We start from the raw sequence: 13,376 nt of genomic DNA, 5'->3' as shown, positions 1-13,376 counted from the left end.
GCCGGCAAGCCGGCTCCCACCTCGACCGCGTGCGCTTATCCTGTGGGAGCTGGCTTGCCAGCGATGAGGCCATATCAGGCAGACAGAAGTTCAAGCCCCGTCGCGTTTAGGCGCCTTTACACAACCAAACCGCTTCTCCCGCGACGGGCTGTAGCCGAAGAACGACGCATAGCACTTGCTGAAATGGCTGGCCGAGACAAACCCGCAGGCCACCGCCACGTCCAGGATCGGCAGGTCGGAATACTGCAGCAGCCGCCGGCTTTCGGTAATCCGCAGCTCCAGGTAATAGCGCACCGGCGTGGTGCCCAACTGGTGTTGGAACAAACGCCCGATCTGGCGCTTGGAGCGGCCTACATAGTCGGCCAGCTGGTCCTGGCTCAGCGGCTCCTCGAGGTTCGCGCTCATCAGGTTGATCGCCTCGCGCAGGGGCTCGCTGATGTTGGTCTGCGGCGCTGGCGTGGCGCGCTTGTAGCGTGACGCCTCGAACGCCAGGATCGCGCCGATCCCTTCTGCCAGCTCGCTGCCGCGCAGGCGGCCGAGCCATTCCTGCACCATGCCGAATGCACCGCTGGGGCTGGCGGCGCTGAGGCGGTCGCGGTCAACCACAAAACTGTCGCTCGAGACCTGGCTGTGCCGGGCAATCTCGGCCACCGCGCCGCGATGCTCCGGGTGCACGGCGCAGCGGTGGCCGTCGAGCAGCCCGGCCTGGCCGAGGAACCAGGCGCCATTCCACAGCCCGGCCAGGGCCACACCTTTGCGTGCCAGGGCCTGCAGCAGCCCGGCCAGCTCCGCCGACGCCGCCAGCGCGGTGCGCAGCCCGCCACACACCACGAACAGGTCAAGCGGCTGTTCAAGACTGTGGGCCATGGCACCGGCGGGGCAGATGACGATGCCCAGGTCGCTGGTGACCGAGTGGCCATCGAGGCTGAAGGTGGTACTGGCGCAGGCGTCGGGCTGGATCAGGTTGGCAGTGACCAGGGTGTCCAGGGCCTGGGTGAAGGCGGGCAGGGAAAAGTGCTCCAGCAGCAGAAAGCCCACGCGGGCCTGGTGGCCGGTGGGCTGTGCTGCGTTGCTGGTGAACCGTGAATTGTGCCCTTGCAGGGCGTTGCTGAAGTGTCGTGTCGGGAGCAACGGGTGTTTCTCTTGCTGGCAGGTTGAAAGACGGCGGGCACCGTTGCCCGCCGCGTGTGGGTTCAATGGGCGGGCAGGGCGCCCCGGCGTCGTTCCAGCAGGCCGCGGGACAAGCGGTCGAGCAGCAGCGCCACGGCCACGATCGCCAACCCCGCGCGCAGGCCCAGGCCCATTTCCATGCGGGTCAGGCCGCGGGTCACTTCCGCGCCCAGGCCACCGGCACCCACCAGCCCGGCCAGCACCACCATGGCCAGCGACAGCAGGATGCACTGGTTAAGGCCTACCAGCAGGGTGGGCAGGGCGCTGGGCAGTTCGATCTTGAGCAGGATGATGCGGGGTGTGGCGCCAGTGGCCTGGCCGAGTTCGAGCAGGTCCTTGGGCACCTGGCGGAAACCCAGGCTGGTCAGGCGCAGCATCGGCGGGATGCCATAGATGATGGTGGCGATGATCGCCGGCACCTTGCCCAGGCTGAAGATGATCACCGCCGGGATCAGGTACACCCACGGCGGCACGGTCTGCATGATGTTCAGCAGCGGGCCGATGGCGTTGTCGAAGCGCTTGACCCGCGCCGCCAGGATGCCCAGCGGGAAGGCGATGGCCACGGCGATCAGCACCGCCACCGACACCAGGGCGATGGTCTGCATCGACGCGGTCCAGAAGCCGCTGCCCCAGCAGAAGCCCAGCAGCACGCCGGCCAGCAGCGCGTTGCGCAGGCTGATGAACAGCGCGGTGAGCCCGCACACCACGGCGATCAGTGCCCAGGCCGGGGGCAGCAGCAGGGCTGCCTCGATGGCACCGAGCACCGCTTCGACGAAGTGGCTGATGGCGACGAACAGGCCGTGCAGGTTGGCATTGAGCCAGTCGAAGACGGGGGCCAGGTAGGCGCCGGGGGAAAACTTAAGCTCAGTGAGTGTCATGGCCGGTCTCCTGGCGGGTGCCGCTCTGGGCGAGGCGGTCGAGGATCAGGGTCAGCACCACGATGGCGATGGCGGCGTTGATCGAACGGGCGATGTCCAGGGTGCGGATGGCGGTGTAGATCACCTCGCCCAAGCCGCCGGAGCCGACGATGCCGGCGATCACCACCATGCCGAAGGCCATCATCAGGCTCTGGTTGATGCCGGTCATGATGCTCGGCAGGGCGAACGGCAGGCGGATCTTGACGAACTGCTGCCAGCCGGTGGTGCCGCTGGCGTGGCCCAGCTCGATGAACACCTTGGGCGTCATGCGGATGCCCAAGGCGGTCAGGCGCACCACCGGCGGCACGGCGACGATGAAGGTGGCCACCAGCGCGGTGCCGGCGCCATAGCCGAGCAGGGCGATGGCCGGCAGCAGGTAGATGTACGGCGGCAGGGTCTGGATCAGGTCCATCACCGGTTCGCTGATGCGGTACAGGGTGGGTGACAGGCCGGCGGCCACGCCGCAGGGGATGCCCACCAGCAGCGCCAGGCTGGTGGCGGTCACCACCAGCGCCAGGGTGCTCATGGTCTGCGGCCACAGCCCCATCACCGCGCACAACAGCAGCGCGGCCAGGGTGCCGAGGGCAAAGCGCCGCCCGGCCAGGCGCCAGGCCAGCAGGGCGAACAGCACGGCGACCACGTAGAACGGCGCCAGGGTGGTCACGGCCAGCACCGCCTCGTACAGCGCCTTGAGCACGTCGTTGACCGCGTCGAACAGCTGCGAGGCGTTGTCCGACAGCCACATCAGGCCGTTGTCGACGGTTTCGTCGAAGGCAGCGGCAAAGTCGGCGGGGTTCATGCCGAGCCCTCCCGCGAGGTGGGTACCGCATGCAGCGGCGTTTCCGGCGCTACGCCCTGCACCGCGCGCAACAGGGCGCGCTGGCTGATCACACCCACCAGCGCGCCGTTGTCGCGGATGCCCACGGCATCGTGCCCCGAGCGGATCAGCAGGTTGATCAGGGTGTCCAGGTCGCTGTCGGGGCTGGCGCATTCCAGGTGTTCGAGGCTCTCGCCACGGGGCGGCGGCTGCATGATCGAATGGGCCTTGACCAGGTGCAGGCGCGAGATGCCGGCGACGAACTCGGCCACGTAGTCGTCGGCGGGGCTGAGCACGATGTCCTCGGCGGTGCCTTCCTGGATGATCACCCCGTCTTTCATGATGGCGATGCGGTCGCCAATGCGGATCGCTTCCTCAAGGTCATGGGTGATGAACACCGCCGACTTGCCCAGCGACTTGGTCAGTTGGCGGAACTCGTCCTGCAACTGGCGGCGGATCAGCGGGTCGAGGGCGCTGAACGGCTCGTCCATGAGGATCACTTCCGGGTCCGAGGCGATGGCCCGGGCCAGGCCGACGCGCTGTTGCATGCCACCGGACAGCTCTGCCGGGTAGCGGTTGGCCCAGTCGCTCAGGCCCACCTTGGCCAGGGCGCGGCCAGCCACCTCGTGGCGCTCGGCCTTGTTCACGCCTTGCACTTCAAGGCCGAAGGCGGCGTTCTCCAGCACCGTGCGGTGCGGCAGCAGGGCGACGCTCTGGAACACCATGCCGATGTGCTTGGCGCGCACGTCGCGCAGGGCGGCGGCATCGAGCTTGGCGATATCCCGGCCCTTGACCAGCACTTCGCCGCTGGTGGGGGTGATGAGCCGGTTGAGCAGGCGGATCAGCGTGGACTTGCCACTGCCGGACAGGCCCATGATGCAGAAGATCTCGCCACGGCGGACCTGCAGGCTGACGTCCGAGACGCCCACCACGCAGCCGTATTCCTGGAGGATCTGGGTCTTGCTCAGGCCGCACTCGCGGTAGGCCTGCAGGGCGGCCGGCGCGCGGTCGCCGAAGATCTTCCAGACGCCGCGGCAATCGACCAGTGTTTCAACAGCATGTTCAGTATTCATAGGTGCACCCGAACCAGAGTCTTCTGGTGTGTTCTTGTGTCAAGTTCGGCAGTGGCGAAAAGGTGTGGCGTTAATCAGTATTTTTTGATGTTTTCCCAGCGCTTGAGCAGGTCGGCGTGCTTGTCGGCCCAGTCCTTGACCGCGTCGTCCATGGTCTTGCCATCTTTCACCTCACCGTTGATGGCGGTGATGTCGGCCAGGGGCACATAGACGCTGGCGATCACTTCGCGGGCCTGAGGGTTGGCGGCGGAGAAGCCTTTCTGGCCGACCCAGTAGTAGCCCTGGGGTGGGGCGAAGGCGCCTTTGGGGTCCTTGAGGAACTTGATGTCGTACTTCTGCGCCATCCAGGACGGCTCCCACAGGGTCACGGCCACCCACTCCTTGCGGTCAACGGCCGACTTGAGCGCGGCGGTCATGGCCGCGGTGCTGCCCTCGAGCAGGTTGAGCTTGAGGTCGTAGGCCTTCACCGCGTTGGCGGCTTCGTTCATCAGGCCCGAGCCGGGCTCGATGCCGACGATCTTGTTGCCGAACTTGTCGGCGTTTTCATTGAGCTGCTCGATGGAGTCGATGGTCACGTACTTGGGCACGGCGATGGCCTGGTACAGGCCGTGGGACACCGGCGAGATCTTCTCCAGGCGGTTCTTGTTCTTGTTCCAGTAGTCCTGGGCCACGTAGTCGATCTGCGAGGCGAGGATCTGCACGTCACCCTTGCCCAGTGCCGCGTAGGCGATGCCCCATTCGGAGAACGAGGTCACCTCGACTTTGTAGCCGGCGTCTTCCAGGACTTTCTTGGTGATGCCGCTGATGGGCGTGAGGTCTTCCCAGGACAGGGTGCCCATCTTGATGACCTTGTCTTCGGCGTGGGCCTGGCACAGGCCGAGGCCAACGATGGTCAGTGCGCAGAGCGCCTTGCGGATGCGGTTCATGTGTTGCTCCTTCGAGGTGTCGTGTGGGCTTTGGGGGCCCTTCATGTTGTTGTCGTTGTTGAATTTCACCTGCGCAGGTCCGCCGCCGGGCCGAAGCCCGCCAGGGGTGCGTACTACCAAGTCCGTTGTTCACCGGGCACCGCCCGGGGTGCGCTCAGCCGCCGCCGATGCCGCTGGCCAGGTCGTCGACCAGCCCTTGCGGGGCGATGTACAGCTGCATGTTGCAGCGCGACAGCTCCCAGTGTTCGAACACCAGGTCGACCACCGCGCCTTCGTCATGCCGGTCGAAGGCTTCGATGAAGCTGTCGTGGTGTTCCACGGCCAGGGCCAGGTGGCGCTCCATCTCGCTGTTGCGCGGACGGAAGAAGGTGTGGCCGATGCGTGCGTGGTCGATCAGCAGGCGGCCGAGGCTGGGTTCCAGGTAGGGGTTGCCCGACATCTGGCCCATGATTTCGTGGAAGCGGTTATTGGCCACCACCATGGTGCGGGCGTCGTGCTCGGCGCTGGCAAGGCGGAAGCGCTCCTGGGTGGCGCGCAGGTCGCGCAGCTGGCCCGGCTTGTAGTTGTGCACCGCCAGGCGGCCGATGGCGGCATAGACCATGGGCGCGACCAGGAAGAAGTTGCGCAGGGTCGAGTGGTTCATCGGCGCCACCCGGGCGCCACGGTTTTCCTGGATGTCGAGGTAGCCTTCGCCGGCCAGGCGGCGGAACACCTCGCGGACCGGGGTTCGCGACAGGCCGTAGCGCTCGCTCAGGCCCAGTTCGTCGAGCACCTGGTCGGGGTCCAGCTCCATGGTCAGGATCTGGTTTTTCAGATCCTCGTACAGATCGTTCTTGCCGCTTCTCATGAAGACCCCCGCTGCGCTGACACCCGGAGTGATGGCTGTTTTGCAGCAGACTCGCACGGGATCGGAGGGCGGTCAATCGCATTGTATTCTTTATGTATACTTAAAAAATTCAGCAAGAATACTCAGCGACCCATGCGTTTCATGGGGTTGCGTGCGGGAGGGCGGGCGAACACAGCGCGCAAAACCGTCGTTGCCGGGCATGATTCTGTCGCCAATGGATAAGCGTCTGCCCTCAGGCCCGTTCCAGCGCGGGTAAACAGCGGATGTGGTCAAATACCCAAAGCGCGCAACAGGTGTTTCCGACACTTCAACCGCTCATCGAAAAAGCTGTAGACACATTGTCTAACGCTACCCTATAGTCATTATACAAATTGTAGACACAGACCTATGACAAGCAAAAAGGCCTCCATGAAAGCCAACGTCGATGTCCAACCCACCACTGGCGATGTGCCGCTCGACCGCAAGGGCGTCCTCGCCGACGCCCTGCGCCGACGCATCCTCAGCATGGAGTTGGCGCCTGGCGCGGTGGTCGATGAACTGGCGATGTGCGAAGAGTTCGGCCTGTCGCGGCCTCCGGTGCGCGAACTGCTGCGCCAGATGGCAGCCGAGGGCTACCTCGAGCTGGAAGCCAACCGCGCACCGCGTGTGGCAGCGATGAACCACGACTCGCTGCACAGCTTCTTCATGGCCGCGCCACTGATCTACATCGCCACCACGCAGCTGGCGGCAACCCATGCCACCGCGCAGGAAATCGAGGGGCTGAAGGCGATCCAGGCCCAGTTCCGCCAGGCCATCGAAACCCAGGACGTGGAAAACCGCGTGCTCTACAACGATGCCTTCCACCTGGAAATCGGCAAGATGGCGCACAACGACTACCTGATGCCGAGCCTGCGCCGGTTGCTGATCGACCACACCCGCCTGGGCAAGATCTTCTACCGCCACCCGACCACCGTTGACATGCAGCGCGACCTCGAGCTGGCCTGCACCCAACACGATCAGATGATCGAGGCGATCGAACGCCGCGATCCAGAAACCGCCGGGCAGCTGGTGCGCGAGCACTTCGAGCTGTCCCGTCGCCGCATGGCCGAATACGCGGCGCCCCAGGGAATGGAAGTGGCACTGGCCTTGACGTGAAACTCACCGCCACCCCACCACCCGGCTGGAGGCCGGGAAGGGCGGGCGTGATGAGGAACAGAAGCTAAAAACAACATCTGGTTCCTGACATGACAAAGATCACCTCGTTGCCCGCCGACGACAGTACGTGCGGTTGGTATCACCTGAGCAAAGGGCGGCGCATCAAGGCGCCGCACAGCGGCCACAGCACGGCGCGCTGGGTTGTGGTCGGTGCCGGTTTCACCGGCCTTGCCGCGGCACGCCAGCTGGCGCTGAACTTTCCCGACGAGCAGATCGTGCTGCTGGAAGCTCAGGAGGTTGGTTTCGGCTCGTCCGGGCGTAACGCCGGGTTCGCCATCGACCTGCCCCACGACATCGGCGCCGACGACTACATCGGCGACATCGGCGTGGCCCGCACGACGCTCAAGCTCAACCTCAGTGGTCAGTCGTATCTCAAGGAACTGGTGGAGCGCTACCAGATCGATTGCCAGATGAAGCACTGCGGCAAGTACCAGGCTGCCGTCGAGCCTCGCGGCATCGCCGTGCTCGAGGCCTACCGCCGTGGCCTTGACAAGCTCGACCAGCCATACCAGATGATCGAGGCCAGCGAGCTGCCCGAGCACATCGGCACCCACTTCTATCGCAAGGCGCTGTTCACCCCGGGCACCTCGTTGATCCAGCCGTCGGCGCTGGTCAAGGGCCTGGCCGACAACCTGCCGGCCAACGTCACCCTGTACGAGCGCACGCCGATCACCGAAGTCGAGTACGGCAACAAGACCGTGCTGCGCCACGCCAACGGCTCGATCACCACCGACAAGCTGGTGCTGACCACCAACGCCTTCGGTATGAGCTTCGGCTTCCTCAAGGGCCGCATGCTGCCGGTGTTCACCTATGCCAGCCTGACTCGGCCGATGACGGCCGAAGAACAGGCGCGCCTGGGCGGCAAACCCTACTGGGGCGTGATCCCCGCCGACCCCTTCGGTACCACGGTGCGCCGCACCCCGGACAACCGCCTGCTGATCCGCAACAGCTTCAGCTTCAACCCCGATGGCCGGGCCAACGGCAAGTACCTGGAGCGCTTCGCCCTGCGCCATCGCGATTCTTTCGAGCGGCGTTTCCCGATGCTCTCCGGCATGCCGTTCGAATACACCTGGGGTGGCGCACTGGCGATGTCGCGCAACCACATGGGTTACTTCGGCGAGCTGGCGCCCAATGTATACGGCGCGCTGTGCTGCAACGGCCTGGGCGTGACCCGCGGCACGGCCACCGGCAAGTTGCTGGCCGACTGGCTGGCGGGCGAAAAGAACGAGCTGATCGACTTTGTCCGCAATGCCCCAGGGCCTTGCGCCAACCCGCCGGCGGCCCTGGTGTCGCTGGGCTTGAACCTCAACCTGAAGTGGGGCCAGTACCGGGCCGGGCAAGAAAGTTGAATTGAATTAAAGCGTTGTAACTGACGGTTTATTCGCTGGGTCTCGATACCCGGCCTGCGGTTTCTATTGCGTGCTGTTTTCCCCCCGAAGTGCAACTTCGGGTTCACGGTGCTGAAGTTTATTTCAGTGGCGCGGGTTCGCTCGGGCGGAATTCAGGGTGCGTTTGATGGTGGCAGGAGAAAATAATGACAACTAACAATGTATCTATCGAAGATGTACCGCTTAATCGCTTTCACCAATGGCTCACCGTGCGTTCGGGCGGCGGCTCGTTCGTCGACGGCTATGTACTGAGCATCATCGGCGTGGCCATGGTGCAGATGGCCGCCGGCCTGGCCCTGAGCAGTTTCTGGCAAGGCATGATCGCCGCCTCGGCACTGATCGGGATCTTCTTCGGCGGTTTCCTCGGCGGTTGGCTGACCGACCGCTTCGGCCGCAAGCGTGTGTTCTTCGTCGGCCCGGTATTGTTCATTCTCGCCTCGGTCAGCCAGTACTGGGTCGAGTCAGGGGTGGTGCTGTTCCTGCTGCGCTTCGCGGTGGGCATTGCGGTCGGCATCGAATACCCGGTGGCCACTTCGCTGCTGGTGGAATTCCTGCCCAAGAAGAACCGCGGCCCGCGCCTCGCCACCCTGACCATCCTCTGGTTCGCCGGTGCCGCCGCTGCCTACATCCTCGGCGACCTGTTGCTGCGCCACGGCGGCGATGATGCCTGGCGTCTGGTACTGGCCAGCCCCGCATTGATCGGTGCCATCCTGTTCCTGATCCGCCTGGGCACGCCCGAGTCGCCACGCTGGCTGCTCAGCAAGGGCCGCGCCAGCGAAGCCGAAGCTGTGATCAAGGGCGTCTACGGCAATGGTTTCTCGCTGCGCAACCTGCCCGAGGAGCCGGAGCAGAAGAAGCTGTCGTTCCTCAGCCTGCTGCACTCGGGCTATGGCAAACGCATGATGTTCGTCGCGGTGTTCTGGTCCTGCTCGGTGATCCCGGTGTTCGCCGTGTACGCCTTCGCCCCCAAGGTGCTGGGCGCGCTCAACCTCAAGGGTGACTGGGCTTCGTTCGGCTCGGTGGCGATCACCTTGCTGTTCGTGGTCGGCTGCATCATCGCCACGCGCCTGATCAACAGCATGGGCCGGCGCAACATGCTGATCCACAGCTTCTTCTGGTCGGGCCTGGCCCTGCTGGGGCTGGGGGTGTTCCACGCCGGCTCCGAGCTGCTGATCCTCGGCCTGTTCGGCGCCTATGCCTTGTTCATCGGCGGCGCCCAGGTGCTGCAGCTGGTTTACCCCAACGAGCTGTTCCCCACCGAAATCCGTGCCAATGCCGTGGGCGTCGGTACCTCGCTGTCGCGCGTCGGCGCGGCGGTCGGCACCTGGCTGGTGCCCATGGTGCTGGATAGCCACGGCATCGCCTTCACCATGTATGCCGCGGCCGCCGTCACCCTGATCGGGCTGGTGGTGTCGTACGCCCTGGCCCCGGAAACCCGCTCGCTGAACCTGCAGCAGGCAGCGTCGCTGGCTTGATTCGTCACACCGCGTCGGGTGTGACCGGCGCGGCCTGAAACCTTGCGTTCACTGGAGAACCTCATCGTGAAATTCGAAGGCATCTATACCCCGGCAATCACCCCCCTGGCCGCCGACGGCTCGATCGACAAGGCAGCCTTTGCCGATGTGCTGGAGTACCTGGTCGAGTCGAAGATCCACGGCGTGATCATCGGCGGCTCCACCGGCGAGTACTACGCCCACACCACCCAGGAGCGCGTCGAGCTGGCCGCCCAGGCCAAGGACGTGCTCAATGGCCGCCTGCCGCTGATCGTCGGCACCGGTGGCATTCGTACCGAAGACGCGGTGGCCTTCGCCAGCCACGCCAAAGAGATCAAGGCCGATGCGCTGCTGGTGGGCACCCCGCCGTATGCGCTGCCGACCCAGCAGGAAATCGCCCTGCACGTCAAAGCGGTCGACGCCGCCGCCGGTCTTCCGATCATGCTCTACAACTACCCGGGCCGCATGAGCGTGAGCATGGGCGAGGAATTCTTCGACGCCGTGGCCGATGTGAAGAACATCGTCGCCATCAAGGAAAGCTCCGGCGACATGGCCCAGCTGCACCGCCTGGCCATCCAGCGCCCGAACATCCAGCTGTCGTGCGGCTGGGACGACCAGGCCCTGGAGTTCTTCGCCTGGGGCGCCAAGAGCTGGGTCTGCGCCGGCTCCAACTTCATCCCGCGTGAGCACGTGGCCCTGTACGAGGCCTGCGTAATCGAAAAAGACTTCGACAAAGGCCGCCGCATCATGGGCGCCATGATGCCGCTGATGGACTTCCTCGAAGGCGGCAAGTTCGTCCAGGCGATCAAGAACGGCGTCGCCCTCAACGGCCTGAAGACCGGCGGCGTGCGCAAGCCGCTGTACGACCTGGACGCTGCCGAGAAAGCAGAGCTGGCGCGGGTGGTCACCGAACTCAAGCGCAACATCGCCCAGATCACCGGAGGTGCCTGAAATGGCTGACCTGCTGAGCAAGGATCAATACGCGGCCATCGCCGCCGACCTGCAACTGCGCACCAAGGCGTTCATCGACGGTGAATTCCGCGATGCCATCTCGGGCCGCACCTTCGTCACCACCAACCCGGCCACCGGCCAGCAACTGGCCGAAGTCGCCGCTTGCGACGTGCAGGATGTGGACCTGGCCGTGGCCGCCGCCAAGCGCGTGTTCGAAGCGGGCACCTGGTCGAAGATGCAGCCGAACGACCGCAAGCACGTGCTGCAGAAGTTCGCCCAACTGCTCGAAGACCACGCCCATGAGCTGGCGGTGCTGGAAGCCCTGGACAGTGGCAAGCCGGTCAGCGAGTGCCAGAACGTCGACGTGCCGGAAACCATTCACACCCTCCGCTGGCATGCCGAGCTGATCGACAAGATCTACGACGCCACCGCCCCGACCGGCAACGCTGCCGTGACCATGGTCGTGCGCGAAGCCATCGGCGTGGTCGGCCTGGTGCTGCCGTGGAACTTCCCGCTGCTGATGCTGGCCTGGAAGATCGCCCCGTCGCTGGCCGCCGGTTGCTCGATCGTGGTCAAGCCGGCCAAGGAAACCACCCTCAGTGCCTTGCGCGTGGCCGAGCTGGCCCACCAGGCCGGTATTCCGGCGGGCGTGTTCAACCTGGTGCCTGGCGGTGGCCGCGAAGTGGGCGAGGCCATTGGCCGGCACATGGACATCCCGATGGTCAGCTTCACCGGGTCCACCGACACCGGGCGGCTGTTCCTCAAATATGCCGCCGAGTCCAACCTCAAGCGCATCGTCCTGGAGCTGGGTGGCAAGAACCCGGCGGTGGTCATGAACGACTGCGAAGACCTTGACGAAGTGGCGCAGTTCGTCACTGCCGGTGCGTTCTGGAACATGGGCGAGAACTGCTCGGCGTCCTCGCGCCTGATCGTCCACAAGGACGTCAAGGACGAGCTTCTTGGCCTGATCGGCAAGCACTTGAAGGACTGGAAGCTGGGTGACCCGCTGGACCCGGACAACCGCCTGGGCGCTATGGTCAGCAAGGCGCACTTCGAGAAGGTCAAGTCGTACCTGGACTACGCCGTCGAGCACAAGCTCGACGTGGTACAGGGCGGCAAGACCGAAGAAGGGCTGCGCGTGCAGCCGACCATCGTCGACAACGTCAGCCGTGACAACAAACTGTTCGTCGAAGAGATCTTCGGCCCGGTGCTGAGCGTGACCAGCTTCGAGACCCTCGACGAAGCCATCGAACTGGCCAACGACACCGTCTACGGCCTGGCCGCTTCGGCCTACACCGGCAGCCTGCGCAACGCGCTGCGCCTGTCACGGGAGATCCGTGCCGGTGTGGTGACGGTGAACTGCTTCGGCGAGGGTGATGTCACCACGCCGTTCGGGGGCTACAAAGAGTCCGGATTTGGCGGGCGCGACAAGTCGATCTGGGCCCATGATCAGTACACGGAGCTGAAGACCATCTGGATCAACGCTTCGTAAGGCGAGCAACACCGGTGCTGTTCTGACGGAGTTCGGCACCGCCACTGGCCTCATCGCTGGCAAGCCAGCTCCCACAAGGTCCACGCAAACCCTGTGGGAGCCGGCTTGCCGGCGATGAGGCCAGACCTGCTTACTTGAACTTCGGCCCCGACCGGGTATTCAAGCCCTTGGCCATGCGGTCATACAGCACCACATTGACCGTCGCCGCCAGGTTCATGCAGCCCTGGGTCGGGATATAGATAGTCTCTTCGCACCAGCCCCGCACATCCTCGCTCAGCGAGCCATCCTCAGGCCCGAAGATGTAGATCGCCCGATCCGGGTGGGTGTACTCCGGCAGCGGCCTGGCACCGTCCACCAGTTCCACCGCCACCGGCGTGCAGCCCAGCGGGATGATGCGCTGCAGGTCGTCGATGCCGATCAGCGGAATGTCGTAGTGCACGCGCTTGGTGTCGGTGACGAAGTCACGGGCACGCTCGTAGCGCTTGCCGGTGTAGAACACCGAGTTGACCCCGTAACAGCCTGCCGCACGCATCACCGAACCGACGTTCTCGGCGGATTTGGGGTTGAACAGGCCGATGCAGCTGTACCGTTTGTTCGCCACGAGTCGGGCCCTTCGCAAAAAAGAGCGCGATTATACGGGCTCGCCGACGCGGTGGGGGCGGGAATCGACGTTCAGTCTTTCTTCAGCAGGCTGGCCAGCCCGGCGAACGGGTTATGGGTGGCCACGGCGGTTTTCGGCGAGCTCAGCGAGCCTTCGCTGAAATACTGCTGGTCGGTGTAGCGCGAGTGCTCGTTGTCGTGGCAGTACAGGCACAGCAGTTCCCAGTTCGAGCCGTCCTGGGGGTTGTTGTCGTGGTTGTGGTCGCGGTGGTGCACGGTCAGTTCGGACAGGCGCTTGCCGGAAAACTCACGGGTGCAGCGGCCGCACACGTGGGGGTACATCTTCAGCGCCTTGTCGCGGTAGCCCATTTCCTTGTCGCGCTTGGCGTCGGCGAGGATGCGGTCGAGGCGGGCGGTGGCAGCGGAGGTGGAGCTCATGGTGTTACCTTTTTTTCTGATCAGGCGGATGACGGTTATGGCGTTGAGTCTAGCGCGCCTGTGGCGTCAG

13 protein-coding genes are annotated in these 13,376 nt (G+C 64.8%); 5 read left to right on the top strand and 8 right to left on the bottom strand.

The genetic code is table 11. The features are described 5' to 3' along the window. Positions 1 to 90 precede the first annotated feature (90 nt). The 6 genes from L6D77_RS03495 to L6D77_RS03470 all read right to left on the bottom strand — a co-directional run bounded on the left by L6D77_RS03495 (position 91) and on the right by L6D77_RS03470 (position 5,750). A complete protein-coding gene (locus L6D77_RS03495; protein WP_232880686.1) occupies positions 91 to 1,131 on the bottom strand; it encodes a GlxA family transcriptional regulator in 1,041 nt (346 codons plus the stop codon). A gap of 62 nt (positions 1,132 to 1,193) precedes the next feature. Then, entirely contained in the window at positions 1,194 to 2,048 is an 855-nt protein-coding gene (locus tag L6D77_RS03490) for an ABC transporter permease (protein ID WP_232880688.1), read from the bottom strand. After that, a complete protein-coding gene (locus L6D77_RS03485; RefSeq protein WP_232880690.1) occupies positions 2,035 to 2,886 on the bottom strand; it encodes an ABC transporter permease in 852 nt (283 codons plus the stop codon). The genes L6D77_RS03490 and L6D77_RS03485 overlap by 14 nt, the downstream gene beginning before the upstream one ends. Then, the gene (locus tag L6D77_RS03480) at positions 2,883 to 3,977 is read right to left on the bottom strand and encodes a quaternary amine ABC transporter ATP-binding protein (RefSeq protein WP_232880692.1); all 1,095 of its coding nucleotides are present in this window, start codon (positions 3,975 to 3,977) and stop codon (positions 2,883 to 2,885) included. Before L6D77_RS03480 ends, L6D77_RS03485 begins: the two co-directional genes overlap by 4 nt. 74 nt (positions 3,978 to 4,051) lie before the next feature. After that, positions 4,052 to 4,903 (bottom strand): glycine betaine ABC transporter substrate-binding protein, encoded by an 852-nt coding sequence (locus L6D77_RS03475; RefSeq protein WP_232880694.1) that lies wholly within the window; start codon positions 4,901 to 4,903, stop codon positions 4,052 to 4,054. Positions 4,904 to 5,057: 154 nt separating this feature from the next. Continuing rightward, positions 5,058 to 5,750: a GntR family transcriptional regulator gene (locus tag L6D77_RS03470; protein ID WP_232880695.1), complete on the bottom strand. Its 693-nt coding sequence runs from the start codon at positions 5,748 to 5,750 to the stop codon at positions 5,058 to 5,060. A gap of 408 nt (positions 5,751 to 6,158) precedes the next feature. Here L6D77_RS03470 and L6D77_RS03465 point away from each other — a divergent pair, with 408 nt between their 5' ends. The 5 genes from L6D77_RS03465 (at position 6,159) to L6D77_RS03445 (ending at position 12,268) form a co-directional block, all read left to right on the top strand. Next, positions 6,159 to 6,884 (top strand): GntR family transcriptional regulator, encoded by a 726-nt coding sequence (locus tag L6D77_RS03465; RefSeq protein ID WP_236169968.1) that lies wholly within the window; start codon positions 6,159 to 6,161, stop codon positions 6,882 to 6,884. An 89-nt stretch (positions 6,885 to 6,973) separates the two neighbouring features. Then, positions 6,974 to 8,293 (top strand): NAD(P)/FAD-dependent oxidoreductase, encoded by a 1,320-nt coding sequence (locus tag L6D77_RS03460; RefSeq protein WP_153786677.1) that lies wholly within the window; start codon positions 6,974 to 6,976, stop codon positions 8,291 to 8,293. Positions 8,294 to 8,478: 185 nt separating this feature from the next. Then, entirely contained in the window at positions 8,479 to 9,807 is a 1,329-nt protein-coding gene (locus L6D77_RS03455; protein ID WP_232880710.1) for an MFS transporter, read from the top strand. 66 nt (positions 9,808 to 9,873) lie between these two features. Continuing rightward, entirely contained in the window at positions 9,874 to 10,776 is a 903-nt protein-coding gene (locus L6D77_RS03450; protein ID WP_232880712.1) for a dihydrodipicolinate synthase family protein, read from the top strand. Position 10,777: 1 nt separating this feature from the next. Next, positions 10,778 to 12,268 carry an aldehyde dehydrogenase gene (locus tag L6D77_RS03445; RefSeq protein WP_232880714.1) on the top strand — a complete coding sequence of 497 codons (1,491 nt, stop codon included), beginning with the start codon at positions 10,778 to 10,780 and terminating at the stop codon, positions 12,266 to 12,268. A 130-nt stretch (positions 12,269 to 12,398) separates the two neighbouring features. Here L6D77_RS03445 and L6D77_RS03440 read toward each other — a convergent pair whose 3' ends face one another. Both L6D77_RS03440 and L6D77_RS03435 read right to left on the bottom strand, forming a co-directional pair. Then, on the bottom strand, positions 12,399 to 12,869 hold the full coding sequence (locus tag L6D77_RS03440) for an RNA methyltransferase (protein ID WP_046856681.1): 471 nt from the start codon (positions 12,867 to 12,869) through the stop codon (positions 12,399 to 12,401). A gap of 71 nt (positions 12,870 to 12,940) precedes the next feature. Then, entirely contained in the window at positions 12,941 to 13,306 is a 366-nt protein-coding gene (locus L6D77_RS03435; protein WP_110992478.1) for a YajD family HNH nuclease, read from the bottom strand. Positions 13,307 to 13,376: the final 70 nt, after the last annotated feature.

It is taken from the genome of Pseudomonas parasichuanensis (assembly GCF_021601385.1).
Taxonomy (GTDB): domain Bacteria; phylum Pseudomonadota; class Gammaproteobacteria; order Pseudomonadales; family Pseudomonadaceae; genus Aquipseudomonas; species Aquipseudomonas parasichuanensis.
This window is presented reverse-complemented; position numbering and strand designations above follow the sequence as displayed.